Annotated in this window: 16 protein-coding genes and 1 tRNA gene; 8 read left to right on the plus strand and 9 right to left on the minus strand. The window is 49.9% G+C overall.

The features are described 5' to 3' along the window. Positions 1-77 precede the first annotated feature (77 nt). On the minus strand, positions 78-512 hold the full coding sequence (locus ACFE8Q_RS02045) for a hypothetical protein (protein WP_375443683.1): 435 nt from the start codon (positions 510-512) through the stop codon (positions 78-80). 89 nt (positions 513-601) lie between these two features. Continuing rightward, positions 602-1,252, minus strand: coding sequence for a phosphatase PAP2 family protein (locus ACFE8Q_RS02050; protein ID WP_375443684.1), 651 nt, complete (start codon positions 1,250-1,252; stop codon positions 602-604). Between the two features lie 179 nt (positions 1,253-1,431). On the opposite strand from ACFE8Q_RS02050, the gene ACFE8Q_RS02055 reads away from it, so the two are divergent. After that, positions 1,432-2,154, plus strand: coding sequence for a MotA/TolQ/ExbB proton channel family protein (locus ACFE8Q_RS02055; protein ID WP_375443685.1), 723 nt, complete (start codon positions 1,432-1,434; stop codon positions 2,152-2,154). A 96-nt stretch (positions 2,155-2,250) separates the two neighbouring features. Continuing rightward, positions 2,251-2,643, plus strand: a complete 393-nt coding sequence (locus ACFE8Q_RS02060; protein WP_375443686.1) for an ExbD/TolR family protein — start codon at positions 2,251-2,253, stop codon at positions 2,641-2,643. Positions 2,644-2,753: 110 nt separating this feature from the next. On the opposite strand, the gene ACFE8Q_RS02065 is transcribed toward ACFE8Q_RS02060, so the two are convergent. From ACFE8Q_RS02065 to ACFE8Q_RS02085, 5 genes are all read right to left on the minus strand, one after another. Next, a complete protein-coding gene (locus ACFE8Q_RS02065; RefSeq protein WP_375443687.1) occupies positions 2,754-3,521 on the minus strand; it encodes an SDR family oxidoreductase in 768 nt (255 codons plus the stop codon). Beyond that, complete coding sequence (locus ACFE8Q_RS02070; protein ID WP_375443688.1) at positions 3,518-3,919, minus strand: hypothetical protein; 402 nt, start codon at positions 3,917-3,919, stop codon at positions 3,518-3,520. The genes ACFE8Q_RS02065 and ACFE8Q_RS02070 overlap by 4 nt, the downstream gene beginning before the upstream one ends. A gap of 6 nt (positions 3,920-3,925) precedes the next feature. Further along, positions 3,926-4,423: a hypothetical protein gene (locus ACFE8Q_RS02075; RefSeq protein WP_375443689.1), complete on the minus strand. Its 498-nt coding sequence runs from the start codon at positions 4,421-4,423 to the stop codon at positions 3,926-3,928. Positions 4,424-4,517: 94 nt separating this feature from the next. Beyond that, the gene (locus ACFE8Q_RS02080; protein WP_375443690.1) at positions 4,518-5,315 is read right to left on the minus strand and encodes a (Fe-S)-binding protein; all 798 of its coding nucleotides are present in this window, start codon (positions 5,313-5,315) and stop codon (positions 4,518-4,520) included. A 107-nt stretch (positions 5,316-5,422) separates the two neighbouring features. Continuing rightward, positions 5,423-6,811 (minus strand): 4Fe-4S dicluster domain-containing protein, encoded by a 1,389-nt coding sequence (locus tag ACFE8Q_RS02085; RefSeq protein ID WP_375443691.1) that lies wholly within the window; start codon positions 6,809-6,811, stop codon positions 5,423-5,425. A gap of 139 nt (positions 6,812-6,950) precedes the next feature. On the opposite strand from ACFE8Q_RS02085, the gene ACFE8Q_RS02090 reads away from it, so the two are divergent. Beyond that, a tRNA-Phe gene (locus tag ACFE8Q_RS02090) sits at positions 6,951-7,023 on the plus strand. A gap of 296 nt (positions 7,024-7,319) precedes the next feature. Here the strand turns inward: ACFE8Q_RS02090 and ACFE8Q_RS02095 are convergent. Both ACFE8Q_RS02095 and mobC read right to left on the minus strand, forming a co-directional pair. Continuing rightward, on the minus strand, positions 7,320-8,738 hold the full coding sequence (locus tag ACFE8Q_RS02095) for a relaxase/mobilization nuclease domain-containing protein (protein WP_375443692.1): 1,419 nt from the start codon (positions 8,736-8,738) through the stop codon (positions 7,320-7,322). Further along, positions 8,728-9,099 carry a plasmid mobilization relaxosome protein MobC gene (gene mobC, locus ACFE8Q_RS02100; protein WP_375443693.1) on the minus strand — a complete coding sequence of 124 codons (372 nt, stop codon included), beginning with the start codon at positions 9,097-9,099 and terminating at the stop codon, positions 8,728-8,730. Before mobC ends, ACFE8Q_RS02095 begins: the two co-directional genes overlap by 11 nt. Positions 9,100-9,409: 310 nt before the next feature. Here mobC and ACFE8Q_RS02105 point away from each other — a divergent pair, with 310 nt between their 5' ends. The 5 genes from ACFE8Q_RS02105 to mobF all read left to right on the plus strand — a co-directional run bounded on the left by ACFE8Q_RS02105 (position 9,410) and on the right by mobF (position 15,975). Beyond that, positions 9,410-11,218 carry a type IV secretory system conjugative DNA transfer family protein gene (locus ACFE8Q_RS02105; RefSeq protein ID WP_375443694.1) on the plus strand — a complete coding sequence of 603 codons (1,809 nt, stop codon included), beginning with the start codon at positions 9,410-9,412 and terminating at the stop codon, positions 11,216-11,218. Positions 11,219-11,293: 75 nt separating this feature from the next. After that, positions 11,294-11,728, plus strand: coding sequence for a hypothetical protein (locus ACFE8Q_RS02110; protein ID WP_375443695.1), 435 nt, complete (start codon positions 11,294-11,296; stop codon positions 11,726-11,728). A 68-nt stretch (positions 11,729-11,796) separates the two neighbouring features. Then, the gene (locus ACFE8Q_RS02115; protein WP_375443696.1) at positions 11,797-12,384 is read left to right on the plus strand and encodes a hypothetical protein; all 588 of its coding nucleotides are present in this window, start codon (positions 11,797-11,799) and stop codon (positions 12,382-12,384) included. Further along, complete coding sequence (locus ACFE8Q_RS02120) at positions 12,381-13,079, plus strand: queuosine precursor transporter (protein WP_375443697.1); 699 nt, start codon at positions 12,381-12,383, stop codon at positions 13,077-13,079. The genes ACFE8Q_RS02115 and ACFE8Q_RS02120 overlap by 4 nt, the downstream gene beginning before the upstream one ends. 148 nt (positions 13,080-13,227) lie before the next feature. Beyond that, positions 13,228-15,975, plus strand: coding sequence for a MobF family relaxase (gene mobF, locus ACFE8Q_RS02125; protein ID WP_375443698.1), 2,748 nt, complete (start codon positions 13,228-13,230; stop codon positions 15,973-15,975). Positions 15,976-16,479: the final 504 nt, after the last annotated feature.

Raw genomic sequence — 16,479 nt, forward strand, 5'->3', positions numbered from 1 at the left:
GTATACCTCTATAAACGCAGCGAACGCAGCAACCGGAGCTACTGCGTTCGTGTGTGTCAATTTCTTGGCTGATTGCCTTATTTCTTCGGTGCGGCCATCATCTCCTTGATCAGCGAGTCTGAGATTTTTGCGCTTCGGAGTGCAATCATCCCTTCGACCGACGTATTGAAGTTGTTTTTACCCCGTCGAATCTTCTCGGTAATGATTGATTTCGAGACTTTCGCGTTGTTTAGCATAATCACATCGTCGTTAGTCATAACATCCGTCATGGTCGACTTAGCCATCATCGCTTTTACAATACCATCCGAAATTTTGCCGTTTTCCAGCTCGATCAGCCCTTTCGGCGTCAGGTCGTAGTTGGCTTTGCTACCACTGATCTTCGCCTGAATCAGGGAGGTGCCCACTTTGGCCATATTCATTGAAATGATGTCCTGATTGGTCAGCACATCCTGGCTTTTGGCGCTTACGGCCATTGTCAGCAATAGACTCAGCGTGAATAAAATTTGTCTCATAGCGTACATGTACGTGTTAGAATTGAAGCGGCAAATAACGGAAAATCCTTATGTGTCAGCATGCCAATTGATTAAGCGTATGATTTTGATTACTGTTTTTGCAATCTGGTCAACGCTGGCAAATCGCCGAACCGTTTCTGGTACAACAGCACAAGGCCAACCGAAGTCAGCACGCCCAGCATGGAACCAACAAACGCATCTTCTACGAAATGCTGAAACAGGTAGACCCGCGAGTAGCCAGCAATGGCCGCGAGCAACGTACCCAGCCAGCCCCACGCTTTACGGCGCCACAGAAAAGCGAGCATGCTGAACAGCGCGAAGGCCGAAGTGGTATGCCCCGACGGGAAACTGTTGTACTCGTTGATATGCAGGTCTTTGATGAGGTGATACTCCCAGTTTGAATGTTCGAAATACCGGACGGGCCGTAACCGTTCGGGGAAAACGATCAGCTTCAAAAACAGGCTGATTAATCCGGAAACGGCAAAACTGGCCAGGATCAACCATCCCGCCCGGCGGTTCAACACCAGTACCAGAACGCCGATGACTATAACAAAGCCGCCATCGCCCAGGTACGTTAGGTAGGGAAACAGCGCATCGCCAATTGGACTATTGTGTTCGTTGATAAATCGGATAAGTTGCTCTTTTGTGTAGAGCAGCATCAACGTACCCACGGCAAAAAGCAGCGCCAGGTACGTCAGAAAAAAGACCCGATTGGTCCGAAACAGTGCGGAAAACGTCATGGCCGCAAAGGTAGGCGTCTGTTATTTATCGTCATACGTATGAATCCAGCCGTTCTATTATCTACCGGAATCGGCAATCCGTGATGGGCTTTGTTATCTTTGGCATACGATTCGCACTGTCTTGCGCGTTGTGTTTGCTGAACGTTGCGACGATCAACTTTTTCCGCTACTTCCTGTATATGACCATTCTGCTTCAGGTTCCTTCTGCATCGGCCGTGTCCGATTCCACTGCCAATGCACTCAACGGGGCGGCAGCCAACACACAAACGCTCGGCCTTTTCGACCTGGTGGCCAAAGGTGGCTGGGTGATGGTGCCCATCGCCTTCCTGCTTTTTGCCTCGATCTACCTGATCATCGAACGGTGGGTACTGATTGCCAAGCAGGGCAAGGTAGACCCCGGTTTTGTCGATAATGTAAAGGACATGCTGCTACAAGGCAACGTGAAGTCGGCGGAGTCGTTCTGCAAAAACCAGCGGACCGCTATTGGACGAGTGTTCGAGAAAGCCGTGGGCCGGGTGGGCGTTGCGTCAAACAAAGAAATTGAAGGGACGATCGAAACCGTTGGGCAGATCGAGCTGTCGCGGATGGAGCGGAACCTGGGTTATCTGGGAGTGATTGCCGGTATTGCGCCTATGCTCGGCTTCATCGGTACGATTTCGGGTATCATCCGGATTTTCTACGATATCTCGCTGTCTGACAATATCAGCGTGGGCATCATCGCTGGTGGTCTGTACGAGAAAATGATCACCTCAGGCTCGGGCCTTATCGTGGGTGTAATTGCCTACACGGGATACCATCTGTTGAACATGATGATCGAACGCTTTACACTCAAGCTGGAGATGAACGCCTTCGAATTCATGGAAGTCCTCCAGAAACCTACCGAAACAGCGCGAGTCCGATAAAAAGTCCTCAGTTTACTGTCCTCTGTCTTCTGTTGCGCTGCAAACGTACCTGACTATGGTTTAGCAGCACAACAGAAGACAGTAAACTCCTTTAAAATGAAGCTTCGTCGAAAACGAAAATTTGCCGCAGAAGTGGCCACGTCGTCGTTGAACGACATTATGTTCTTCCTGCTGCTGTTCTTCCTGATCATCTCCACAGTAGCGAACCCGAACGTTATCAAGCTACTATTGCCCAAAGCGGCCGCCACGCAACAACTGAGCAAGAAGCAGGTAACGCTATCCGTTGATGCCAACAAACAATACTTTATCGATAAGCAACCTGTAGAAACAGCATCGCTCGAGGAAGAGCTTAAAACCGTAATGGCCGGTATTGACGAACCCACGATCGTGGTTCGTTTTGATAAAACACTGACTATTCAGGATCTGGTTGACGTGCTACAGACCGGCGCGAAGTTGAACATCAAAATGGTGATGGCAACGTCGAAATAAAAGAGTCCAAAAGTTCAAGGTCCAATGGTCAACGTCGCGCTGCTAACCAACCATATTGGGGTGCTGCAGTGCGGCGTTGACCATTGGACCTTGAACTTTTGGACTCTTTTTTAGTAGCCATTCGCCAGCATACCACCGTCGATGGCGAGTACCTGACCGGTGATGTAACTAGCGGCGGGCATGCTCAGGAAGGATACGGCCGAGGCTACTTCTTCTGGTTCACCAACGCGATTCATGGGTGTGCGTGCCACAATAGCCTGCAACTTCTCCGGATTTTCGAGTACAGGCGCAGCCAGTGGCGTGCGAATGTACCAGGGCGCTACCGCATTGACCCTGATGCCATCCTGCGCCCATTCTACGGCCAGGTTACGCGTTAACTGATTTATGGCAGCCTTGGTCATACCATAGAGCGATCCGCTGCTTGTGTGGGTCAATCCCGATACCGACGACACAAAGACGATACTACTCTGGCCCGTAGCTTTCAGGAGTGGGTACACCGCCTGAGTCAACTCGTAGGCGGAGCGAATGTTCGTATTTAGCACATGGTCATACTCGTCGGCCGCATAGTCGGCGGTGGGTTTACGGATGTTGGTACCCACATTATTGACCAGAATGCCTACGCTACCCCAGGTTTCCTTTACAGCGTCGGCCAGAGTTTTAGCTGAATCGGGCTGGCTTAAGTCAACGGCAAGGCCTTCAACCACGTAACCTTGCTGCCGGTATTCTGTGAGTTGCTGCTGAAGCAGATCGTTATCGCGGGCCACGACAAATACGGCAGCGCCAAGTTGTAGAAACTGCCGTACAATTGCTTCGCCAATGCCCTTGGTTGCACCCGTCACGAGTGCGCGTTGCCCTTGCAGAGAAAATAGATTGTTCATGATCGCTGAGTAATTCGGTCGAACAGGGTCTTGCCAACTACCAGCATGAGTAAACCCGGCAGCAGGATGGCCCCGGCCCTGAAGCCTGCGCCCGTCAATTTATAAACGCCTTCATTGAACTGTATAGCACTGGTAAACAGTAGGTATCCGCTGGCTGCCAGTAGCATGGCAAGTAGCAGCACGGAAATGGTTTTACCCGCCCGGTTAATCAAAGCAGTCAGCAGGATGGATGCACCGACCACGGCTGATACAGTACCGAGCGCGCGTGGAAACGTTTTCAGGTAATTGTAGTCGTAAAAGAATACACCCGCCCGGCCAAGCAGGTTCGGATGTGACATAAGCCAGCCGTCGAGCACTACAAGTACGGCCAGCAGCACATAGAAAAAAGGATTTTTCATGGTCAGTTACACAACCACCGGCTTGATGTACCGTTTTAGCCAGGTTTGGGCGGCGGGTATGTGCCAGTTGGCAAGGTACTCCGCTTTTGTTGTCACCTGCGTGTTGAAAACGATCGTTTCGGGCGTTAGCGTACCGTCAGCAAAAGCAGCTTTCAAGGCAGCCAGCGGTAAACTCTGCACCGATCCATCTGCGTCCAGGTACGTTACCGACCGATCCATAAAGTCGATCCCCATTACCTGCCCGGCCGCTTGCACTGAATGCACCGATGAGTCGATAGAACAGCCACTGGGAAGCCCCGCGCCTTCGTCGACGGCGACGAGCAGAAACCGGCCATCGACAACCTTAGCCGCCGCCAGCAACGGGTGTCCGTGAGCCGCCCAATTGGCTAGTGCTGGTTGCAACGTCATTTCAACGGCCGTTGTTTCGTCGGCCGTCAGTGCCCGGTTTGCCTGATACACCCACAGGCGGGCGTTCGGCGTTATTTGGTCGAAAGAGATTACCATAAATGGATTTGGGATTTACGATCGGTCCGCCGATGCGGTCGGATTTGGGATTTGCTTCGCTACGGAATGAGGTTGGCGAAGCAAATCCCAAATTCTACAACCCTTGCCCTTGCGCGATCAGTTCCGAAATGTCGTAGACCTTAACCGTGTCTTCGCGATTCTGATTTTTTACGCCATCGCTCATCATGGTCATGCAAAAAGGGCAGGATACGGCGATGGTGTCGGCACCCGTAGCGAGGGCTTCCTGCGCGCGTTCAACGTTCACGTCTTTTTTGCCAGGTTCCGGCTCTTTAAAGTATTGGGCTCCACCGGCTCCGCAGCAGAGCCCGTTGGCTTTCACCCGCTTCATCTCCACCAGGTCGGCGTCGAGGGCCGCCAGCACGTCGCGAGGGGCTTCGTAAATCTTGTTGGCCCTGCCCAGGTAACAGGAGTCGTGGAATGTGATTTTACGGCCTTTGAACGACTGCCCATCGGCCACTTTTACGCGCCCTTCGTTGATGAGTTGCTGCAAAAACTGCGAGTGGTGAATCACTTCGTAGTTGCCGCCAAGATCTGGATACTCGTTTTTCAACGTGTTGAAGCAGTGCGGGCAGGCCGTTACGATCTTCTTTACATTATAGCCATTAAGCACCTGTATGTTGCTCACAGCCTGCATCTGGAAAAGAAACTCGTTTCCCGCCCGCCGAGCCGGATCGCCTGTACATGATTCTTCCGGCCCTAAAACGGCGAATTTGATGCCGACATGATTCAGGATGCGGACGAATGCCAGGGTAACGCGTTTGTACCGATCGTCGAATGAGCCAGCGCAACCCACCCAGAACAGGATTTCGGGTTCATCGCCAGCCGCCATCATATCGGCCATGGTAGGTACGGTGAATGTTTTTTCAGACATGTTTTTTGTGTTTACTGTTTGCCGTTTACTGCTTTCTGTTGTGTTGCTACAGCACCAAATCGGCTGATAAGCGGAGTAACAATAAACAGCAAACTGAAAACAGTAAGTTATTTTTGGTTGATTTCGTCGGCCCAGTTAAAGCGGTCGCTTGGTGAGAATTTCCAGGGAGCCTGATTATTTTCGACATTACTAAACATAGCGTTCCACGAGGCAGGTGCCTGCGCATCTTCCATCACTTTGTAGCGCCGCATTTGCAGGATGATATTCAGCGGATTGATGTTCACCGGACAGGCATTAACGCAGGCCTGACAAGTGGTGCAGGCGTTGATTTCCTCTACGGTGGTGTAATCGCCGAGCAGTGATTTTTCGTCCGTATAGTCGGGGCCGTTTTTCTGTTTGCCATTCATAATTTCCTCGGCCCGCCAGCGGGTGTCCATCATGATCTTGCGCGGCGACAGTTTCTTACCCGTAATGTTGGCCGGGCAGGCGGCAGTGCACCGACCACACTGCGTGCAGGAGAACGCGCCCATAATGTCGACCCACGATAGATCAGGTACGTCCTTCGCCCCGAATTTACCCAGGTCAGAGGGTTGCTCGCCGTTTTCGTTGGCTTGGGCTGCCTGGCCTGTCGCGTCTTCGGTTACGGTTGGTTCAATACCGAGTGCCAGTTGCACTTCTTTAGTGATAGTCGGCATGTTCTTCATCTCGCCTTTTGGCTGTAGGTCCGAGAAGTAGACGTTGGGGAAAGCCAGGCCAATGTGCAGGTGTTTCGAATACGTTACGTAGGCGGCAAAGAATAAAATGCCCAGGATGTGGAACCACCATGAGAAGCGTTCGTAGGCAATCAGGCCTCCATCGCTCATGCCCGTGAACAATGGTTTCAGGTATTGACTAATCAGAAAATCGGGCACGATGCCTTTTAACTCACCATAATGACCCACCCCCCGGTCGCGGAGCACGCTGTCGGAGGCGTTCCAGGTCAGGAAAGCGATCATCAGGATGATTTCGAAGGTCAGAATCAGTGTGGCGTCAAGGCGGGGCCAGCGGGGGCGCATTTCTTCGTGCTGCTCAGGCTGTAACCGGCTCACTTTCGTGAGGTAGCGGCGGCACAGGAACACGACGCAAACAGCCAGTACGCCAAAGGCCAGTACTTCGAATACGCCGATCAGGAACGGATAAACGGGCGCGATATACGGGGCAAACACGCGGTGAGTACCCAGCAACCCATCGATGATAATCTCCAGAATCTCAAGGTTAATGATGACAAAACCAACGTAGATCACCAGGTGCATGAGGGCAACGGTAAGGTTGGTGAACATCTTTTTTTGCCCGAATGCGATGAGGAGCATCAGGTTAAATCGTTCGCCCGGGTTGTCACTTCGGTCTTCGGGCCGACCGAGGTTAATAGCCCCTGCGATGTATTTCACTCGTCGGGAAATGACGATGGCTGCTGTAATAAGCGCCACCGCAAATAACACTTGTTGAATAACGTTCATTTTTTTTAACAGGTTAATCGGCTAAGGGTCAACACAGAGGCGGTTAAGTTGTTCATTGATAAAACTTTTTTATGGATAAGGGCTTGCGCTGCATACCCTTTGCGTCTACTTTTGCACCCACGTTTAACACAGACGTCGCGGTGATGTAGCTCAGTTGGTAGAGCAAAGGACTGAAAATCCTTGTGTCGGCGGTTCGATTCCGTCCATCACCACCGCATTATCAGGGAGTTACGATCAAAAATCGTGACTCCCTTTTTTGTTGGTACAACAATGGTACAACATTTTGAAACTGGGGTTTCGGCAGCGTGAATTGGTTCATGTCGATAAATGTCGGTTCATTCCCAGCCTATTACAGCTAATTACTCATTCTTATAAAACTTCACGCAAGCAAAGCCATCGCGGATGAGCTAGATTATGCAGGTCGTTGTTGTAAACAATGATCGTCGTAATCGTCTGCGAAAATAACAGGTTTTTCGATAGTATGCATGCATACTATTTTGTGAATTGTTTAGCGGGTTCGCTTCCGGCTGCGTAGGCGGGTACGTTCGCGTACCTCTTTCTGCTCGGCTATCAATCGCTGTAGATCGCTATCCGCTTCTTTGGGTGCAGTTGCATATGCCTCTTGATTGTCGAAGAACTGTTTCGCCTTTTCGCGTTGCCGCTGGATATTGATTTCAGCAGGATCAGTAGGAGATAGGAGATCGTCTTTCTCGTTTAAGAAATCAGTCAGGGTTTGCCGGTAGTGATTGATAGCCTCAGTATCTGGCAATGTTTCCAGCTCATCGTCTGTCACCTCTTCATCGCGTTCCCTCTCATCCTGCCCCGAATGCGCTTCGATTGATGGCGTTGTATTGTCACTTGAGTTCGTGTCGTGGGTGGTGGGCAGTTTAGCCGCTTCCTCCGCTACTGTGTCGTTGAGCTTGCTGGTCAATTCATCGCCCATCGTGAGGAACGCGCTGGCCACCGCTTTTTTCTTTTCAAGGCTATCGTTTTGAATGGGTTCAGCGGTTTGCTCTTGACCCATCTGGATAAAGTCCGCCATCAGTTTATGACGACGATCCATTGGCTTACTCTGCGGCTGACTGGCTGGCGTATCGTCTGCATCTATGACACGCTCCGTTGTACGATCTGATATCGGATCGGCTTTTTGCTGTGGTGTGTTCGCTGCATCACTGTTGCTCTCCTGCCGTTCCCGCATGATCTCGATAGCCCGTTTCTCCGGTATCAATGTGGCGTCCCGCAACCGTTGCCGGACCTCTTTGATCCGTACCCCGTTTAATTGCCGAACTAGATCAAAAGAGCGACCCTGCTCATCCACCACCATAAACGGATGACGTGGTACACCTTCTGCCAATAAATACCCCTGCCCGTGTACCGCTTGGATAAAGTCTGGGGCGGTGGTGGTGTCCTGCCACAGCTTGGTCAATGTCTCTTTGAGTTCGGGACGGTGTTTGTTCCGGTGCGGGGTCGGAGCCTGTTCAAACACGCGCTCCATTTCTTTGCGGGCGCGGTCTTGTGCCAGGCGGCTAAAGCTGTTGGAGATGACCTTACCGGTCTGATGATTGTAGCGTTCAAACACGACATGGGCGTGGGTACGGTTTTTCTTGGTGTGGAGAACCACAACACGGCGTTGCCCGTCAAGCCCCAACTGTTTGCCTAAAATGTCGGCGGCTGTCAGCCAGTCTACCGTCGTCATCTTCCGGTCTTCGCTGTACGCCGGATTGATCTGTGCGTGATACAGGCCCTTCGGACTTTTGGTCAGCTCCGCCGTCATCGACATCGTCTGTAATGTCTGCTGCAAATACGACGCTTTGGCGTTCATCCGCCCATCGATCTCTAAGATATGAACGCGGTCGTTCTGCTCGTGACCAAGGAGGTATGCGGCCAGTTGCGCACCGTTGCCCCGTGTGTTGCCCCTAATGACCATGAGTGAGGAGAGCCAGTAGTTGAGCGGTCAACGCATCGACGCTCTCCATCGCCTGCGTCACGCTGTCTGGATTAATCCCGCTGGATGGTCCCTGCCCGTCTCGATTGAGGACGTGGGCAATCTGGTTGACGTTGCTGCCGATTTTGCCAAGCTCGGCCATGAGGTTTAAGAGAACCTCCCGCTCCGGTGTCGGCACCCGGCGCGATGGCTGACCGACAATAGTCTTGAGCCGCATGAAATCGCTCGGTGTGTGACCGCTCTCCTTGGCGCGTTGCCAGATCAGGTTCTTTTCGGCAAGCGTCACCCGAACGCGAATGGTCAGCTCGCGTTTATCGTCACTGTCTTTGTGCGGTCGTGCCATACGCGATGAAGAGATGAGGCAAACGCAAAGGGGCAATGAAAGAGGGTTAAGGGAGAATTTGGTCTCCCTTACAAGCAGGGTTTGGACGTGCAGAAACGAAGTTTTTGTAGCTACAAACCACGTCTTGCAACGCTTCGCTCATCTAGCCGTGGACCCGTTGGTCGAAGATAGGAAATTGCGCGGTATGTGCGACATGACACGCTGATTTTGTGCAGGTTACCGCTTAGTAAAGATGCGGAACATATACGACATGTAACGGCTCAATCTCGTAGTTTTAGAAACTATCCCCCACGCTCTAACTTTCACTCCCATGCAGCCGATTGAACAGGCGGACGTGCAATCTCAATCCGTCATCGGAAAATGGTTTGGCGTCACATCCAGTGAGATTGATGAACTGTTTCGCAGCGAGCCAAACCCAGGTGCGTTCAACAAGGCGGTGTTGGTGGCCGTTGGGTTGTTCTTGACCCCGATCACGCTGGCTGGGGCGTTGCTCGGCTTTACCCGCGCTTATAACCGCTTCACCCGTCGCCTGAGTATCGCGCCAAGTTTTGCGAACCTGTCGCCGATTACCAAGTTCGCAATGGTGGTGGGAGGCCTGTTGATCTGGGTCTTCGTTTTTACGCTCTTTATTGCCGTCATCCAGTTTGCTGGGTTCCTAGGGATGAGCGGCAAGTTCCTGCTGGTCTTTTTCGGCTTCAATCTGTTCTTCTCGCTTGTCGTGTTCGGAGCATACCGGCGGTGGCGGGTTGGCATCAACAATATGCTGATTGAGGGGAATAAGTTTGGCTCGGCGCGGTTTGCACGGCCTGAAGAACTGAACGCCTATCGCACCGGACCGGGCCTGTATATCGGTGGCGGGTTCGTCTTCAAAGATAAAGGCCACATGCTGACCGTAGCCGGTACACGGGGTGGTAAAGGCACGAACCTCATCATCCCGAACTTGCTGGGCCTGGGTGGCTATCAAGGCTCATGGGTGGTGATCGACCCGAAAGGTGAGAACGCCGCGATCACGGCGCGTTATCAGCGCGAGAGCGGCCAAAATGTCGTCATCCTCAACCCGTGGGGGTTGCTGGAAGAAAACGTTGGCGAGGCTACAAGCTATAACCCGCTGGATATCCTAGCCGATACCAGCAGCATTCATCTGGTCGATGATGCGCACATGATCGCGGAAATGCTCGTCCCGGTCGAGCGGGGCGACAAGAACAAGTTTTTTACCGATATGGCACGGTCGATTGTGACGGGTCTGATTATGCAGATCGTCACGACGCAAGAGGCCGAAGATCGCACGCTCACCACCTTGTGGCGGTGGGCAAGATTAGCCGGTGACGATTGGGATGAATTAATCGCCCGGATGCGGCTTAATGACGATCCCGTCAATGGCGAGATTGTACGCAATGCTGGCAACGAGATCGTCAAACTGATGCAAGCGGGTGAAGAGACGTTTGGCAGTATTCTCTCTTCTGTCTTACAGGCCACCGACTTTTTAAAAAGCCCAGCTCTGCAACAATCGTTACGCTCTGGCTATGATCCAACTAGCCTGTCTGATGGCAACACATCACTCAACATCATCATTCCAGCCGATAAATTACAGAGCCATGCGCGGTGGCTACGTTTGATCGTGACAACGACACTCAGAGCGGTGGTGCGCAAGCCGAATAAACGTGTTACTTTTTTGCTTGATGAGTTTGCAGCTCTGGGTTATTTACCTGAAATTGAGACTGCTTTGAGTACGTATGCGGGGTTTGAAGTAACGGTCTGGCCAATCCTTCAATCGCTCATTCAGTTGAAGGGACTGTATGGGGAGAATTGGGAGACATTCACCGCCAATACGGCGATACGGCAGTTCTTTACTATTAACGACAACTTCACGGCGAACTATGTGAGCGCGGCTATTGGACAAACATCACATGTAATCACGACGAAAGGGTTGTTTGGTGGAGTGCAGGATGCCAGTAGCAATCAACGGCCACTCGTCACCCCAGATGAAGTAAGACGTGGATCTGCAAATAATATATTCGCGTTTTTAGGTGGAAATCCGCCAACGACGTTTGCTAAACGACCATATTACGAAATTCAGAAAATACAAAGTTTTGCGGATTCGAATCCCTACGCAACATAAACTGAAAAGCATTTATTTTGACGAACAAATGCGTCTTTGAACAGTTACCATCTTTACTATTCTAGGGAATTAAGAATGAAACTTCTATTTTCTTTACTTACTTGGCTTTTCACGACCTTGTTCTTTGGACTTTTCCAAGTATGGATAACAGCCTTCATTCTGTACGTTAACGTTACACTTGTTAATATACTGGATGTAACCAAAGATGGGGGTTTATTCTTTTTCGCTACTTCACTTGCAGCAAGTAGCTTCTTAAATCATGCTAAGATGTTTAAGAACGCTCCTTATGAAGAAGTCATCTTTTCTGTTATCTTCGCGCTTGTTCTTATTGTATTTAGCAGTGTCAGCTTTGCTTCCGGTTATATGAAGGCAGTACCTACTAAACCAGGTTTTGTATCTAATCAGAACCAAGAGTTTGTTGGTTATCTTGTCTCTGGTTTTGGCATAATATACGGTATTATCACTGAAATCAGAGTAAATTTTTTTTTGAATAAAAAATTGCTAAATTGATGAATAATAATACGATAATTTTGTTCACAGTCTTACTCGGATTTTTGACTCTTTGGGGCTTCTTCAGAGTGTCAAAACTCTCTATATCAGAAGGATCGTATATTAACCTAAAATATATTACTACTTACAATGATTTGGGAATTATAGAATCTAGTCTAAAAAACTTGAAGCATATTGTAATATTTACAGATTACGTAGAAGAGCCGCAAGAGGGTTTACGAGAAGCAGTTAAAAATAATATCCAAAAGGGAATTAAATATACCTTTATAGTATCCGAATCAAATTTTGAATCAGAGAGAGATAAATATTTGTCGTTTTTTTATAAAATATTGCCTAAAGTTGAAGTTGATGCTAATCTGAATATATATGGATTTAATTTTGAGTGGAATCCTCCCAAATGTATATTTTACGAACTTGACCACGATCCTGAAGATATTGAAATACATGTACTCGGATATTGGGGTCTTGGTAAAGAAAATGGAGTAACTATAAATTATGCATACATACCAGATGAACAAGTTGCCAACATTGTACAAATTGCCTTAAAAGGAGTAAATCGAGGAGATGCAGTGTTTAATGTTATAAAAAACTTAAACTCGGCTACTACATATGCAACGAAAGAATTGGAAAACAATCGTTCACTTTTAGCTTCATGAGAGGGATTACTATGGACAATGTTAAACCGAAATACTTAGGCATTATTACTTGTTTATATATTACATTTGAGCTGGTTTCAGATGTAACAGCCGGAAAACTGATAGATGTTTTTTCTAATCCTGTGGCAGTTACTGTAATCTACTTTCCAGTTACTTATATATTTTCTGATATTATAACTGAAGTATATGGATACGCTAAAGCTAGAGCTGTCCTATGGATAGTTATGCTCTGCACTGTACTAGCTACTGTGATATATGTAATTGTAGCTGCGATTCCTCCATCTAAAATTTTTGATGCTAATGACGCATATGCTCGTGTATTAGGACAAGTACCACAAATCGTTATCGCCGCATGGCTTGCCGTGTTCTCAGGAGATATAGTGAATAACTATATTTTGGCCAAACTGAAAATCCTCACAAAGGGTAAAATGCTATGGCTAAGAACGATATCTTCCACAATTGCGGGGCAACTAGTTAATACAGCGGTCTTCTATTTTATAGGGTTATGGGGAGTGCTGCCTTTAAATGTGATGTTTCAATCTATCATAGCGGGTTGGATAATAAAGACATTGGTTGAAGTGCTGTTTACTCCTGTTACTTATATCATAGTAAATAAACTTAAGAGAGCAGAGGGTATTGATTTTTATGACACTAAGACAAATTTCAATCCATTCGTATTTAACCCTCCATTTTAAATATTCAAAGTACGAATAAGGGAAGATGTCTGACGTATTTACATTAACGGGACACGGGCTGTGCGGGCAAGATTACCAATCGTCATTTGTTCTTAACGATACACAGCTTTACACCTGAGATCCGCTTTCCTGAGGTATAAAATCATGCATGATCCGCATGATTCAAAGCTCCTCGGCTAAACAGGCCAAATCCTATTTCAACGATTCCTTACGCCGTTCGGATTATTATCTGGACGAACAGGAATTGCAAGGATGCCTGCATGGTCGTGTCGCTATCCGGCTCGGTGTTGAAAATCTACCGACGAATGCCGTGGTGTTTCAAGCCTTATGCGATAACATCAGCCCCCTCACCGGTCAGAGCCTCACTCCGCGCAACATGGCCAATCGCACGGTCGGCTATGACATTAATTTTCATTGCCCAAAAAGCGTTTCGATCCTTCACGCGCTCTCCAACGATCATCATGTCCTCGACGCGTTCCAGACAAGCGTTCATGAGACCATGCGCGACATCGAGAAAGATGCGCAAACGCGGGTGCGCAAACAGGGACAGGATATCGACCGGCCAACGGGTGAACTGATCTGGGCCGATTTTATTCACCAGACTGCCCGACCGGTTGACGGCCTGATGCCGGACCCGCATCTCCACGCCCATTGCTTTGTGTTCAATGCGACTTGGGACGAGGTCGAGAGAGAATTCAAAGCGGGACAGTTCCGCGACATCAAACGCGACATGCCGTATTATCAGGCGCGGTTCCACAAAATCTTGTCAGACAAGCTGATTGGTCTAGGTTATCGCATTCGGCGAACCAACACCTCCTTTGAAATCATTGGCATCCCGGAACGGGTCATCGACTTGTTTTCCAAACGCACCGACGAGATTGGCCGCATCGCCAAAGAGCTTGGCCTTAATGATCCTGAAAAATTAGATGCGTTGGGGGCTAGAACCCGCGCCAAGAAACAAAAAGGTTTGACGATGAGCCAACTGAAAGTGGAATGGCGTCGGCAAATCCATAGCATGGGCATGACTGGGAACAATGATGGCGATCAGCCAATCCGTTTTGCTCTTCCCCAACCTCTGCCTGACCTGACCGCCAACCACTGCGTCGATCATGCCCTTGCGTTGCGCTTTGAACGGGCCTCTGTGGTACAGGATCGGCGTCTTCTCGAAACGGCCTATCGGCATAGTCTGGGCTATATAACGGTCAGTGTCGATCAGATCACCGACGCATTTAAGGGAGACGAACGTCTGCTGCATCTGCAAGAGGGTGGCAAAACGCTGTGTACGACGCAAGAGATTCTAGCCGAAGAACAATGGATGGTGAATCTTGCCCGACAAGGGTTAGGCGCGTCACAACCCCTATACCAACAGATGCCAGACAGTTCTCTTGAAGGCGAACAGAAAGATGCTATTCGTCATATTCTCACCACTCCAGATCGCGTGTCGATTATCGGTGGGAAAGCCGGAACCGGCAAAACCACGTTGATGAAAGAAGCTGTGAGTCTGATCGAAGCGACCGGGCATCTTGTCACCGTTGTGGCCCCAACAGCGCAGGCTGCACGAGGCGTGTTGCGGGATGAAGGGTTTAGCGAAGCTGAGACCGTGGCACAACTGTTGGCATCTCCTGCCCTGCAAGCCGCTCTACAAAACGCTGTCATCTGGGTCGATGAGGCTGGCTTGCTCAACACGCACGAGATGACAAACTTGTTGACACTCGCGATCCGACAGAATGCGCGACTTATTTTGAGTGGTGACACGCGGCAGCATGCAAGCGTTGCCAGAGGCGATGCCCTACGCATTCTTAATACGGTCGCCGGCATACAATCAGCCCATGTGAGCCGGATTTATCGGCAACGCACGCTGGCCTATCGTCAAGCTGTACAGGCTCTGTCAGAAGGCCACACCCGGCAGGCCTTTGAAACCCTACATGAGATCGGGGCGATTAAACCGATGGATGCCGCCAATCCGTTTGCAAGTCTGGCCAACGACTATGTCAATACGCTCAAACGTGGCAAAACAACCCTAGCTATTGCCCCGACGCATCAGGACGGGGAACGGGTAACGCAAGCGATCCGCGCCAAACTGCGCGAAGTCGGCAAACTCGGCAGACCTGAATTTACAGCTGCCCAACTGGTCAATCGCAATCTGACCCAAGCCGAAAAAAGCGACGCTCGCCATTACCGGGTCGGACAGATCATTCAGTTCAATCAGAATGTGCCGGGCATGGCACGGGGGACGCGTTACACGGTCGTGTCTGCCGACGATGTCACGGTGAACATCCAAGACGACCAGAACAGTATCACCGCCCTGCCCTTAACCTTGATGGCCAAGTTCGATGTGTACCAGTTGCAAGATATCAAGCTGTCCAAAGGGGATGCAATCCGTATCACCCGCAACGGTTTTGACAGCCAGAAAAAGCGGCTGAATAATGGGCAATTACTGGAAGTAACTAAGGTTCAGGTCGATGGAACGATCATGCTGCGCAATACGATCAGTAAGGTACCCTACACCCTACCCAATCAGTTTGGGCATCTGGCCTATGCCCATTGCATCACGTCCCATGCAGCACAGGGAAAAACGGTCGATGAGGTGTTCATTGCCCAACCCGCTTCGAGTTTTGGGGCAACGAGCCTCAACCAGCTCTATGTGTCGGTGTCACGGGCGCGAGATCATGTCCATATCTACACAGACGATCCCGATGGCTTGCTGACCAAAGCCTCGGAGGCTAGCGACCGGCTGTCAGCACTGGAACTGTTGAAGCGCAACCGGGCAAACCGTGGGGCTAGCGAACATCTGATCCGGCAGCGGAAGCCCAGTGCCGACCCATTGCGGAAACCATCGCCGGTTGTTGATCCTGTCATTGCATCTAAGCGGGGGCCGCATGTCCCCCGTCCATGAGTTTATCGCCAATTTTGACGAGCCAGATGGGGCGGAACTGGTTTCGGAAATTCCTCGTATGCCCCTTGCGTCTAGACCTGGTCTGCCGCAGGTCCACGAACATGCAGAAGACAGTTCGGTGCGTAACCTATGTTTTGCATGGCCGGATGGCCGCAAGGCTTTTTTCAACTACGCTTATTTGGTGGCCACTGAGTTTGAGCCAAGTGATGAAAAAAACTTAATTCAACTTCGGTTTTCATCATACAACGTAGTACTGCATGGGTATAGGCTCGAGGCACTATTTATGGCGTTGCTTAACCACCGGCCCCGAATCATAACTGCTACTGATCTACGCTATATGCTCGCAGCTGATTCGAACACACCCGTCGTCGTTAATATTCGGATTGAGCCCAAAGCCGACTAAACAAGAAAGGCTGCTACTTACGTCTTTGACCGCCTAATCTATGCATTCTACTTAGCGTAAAAGGCTAATCAACAGCAGAATTGATGTATTTGACACGGGGT

The organism is uncultured Fibrella sp. (assembly GCF_964250085.1).
GTDB lineage: Bacteria > Bacteroidota > Bacteroidia > Cytophagales > Spirosomataceae > Fibrella.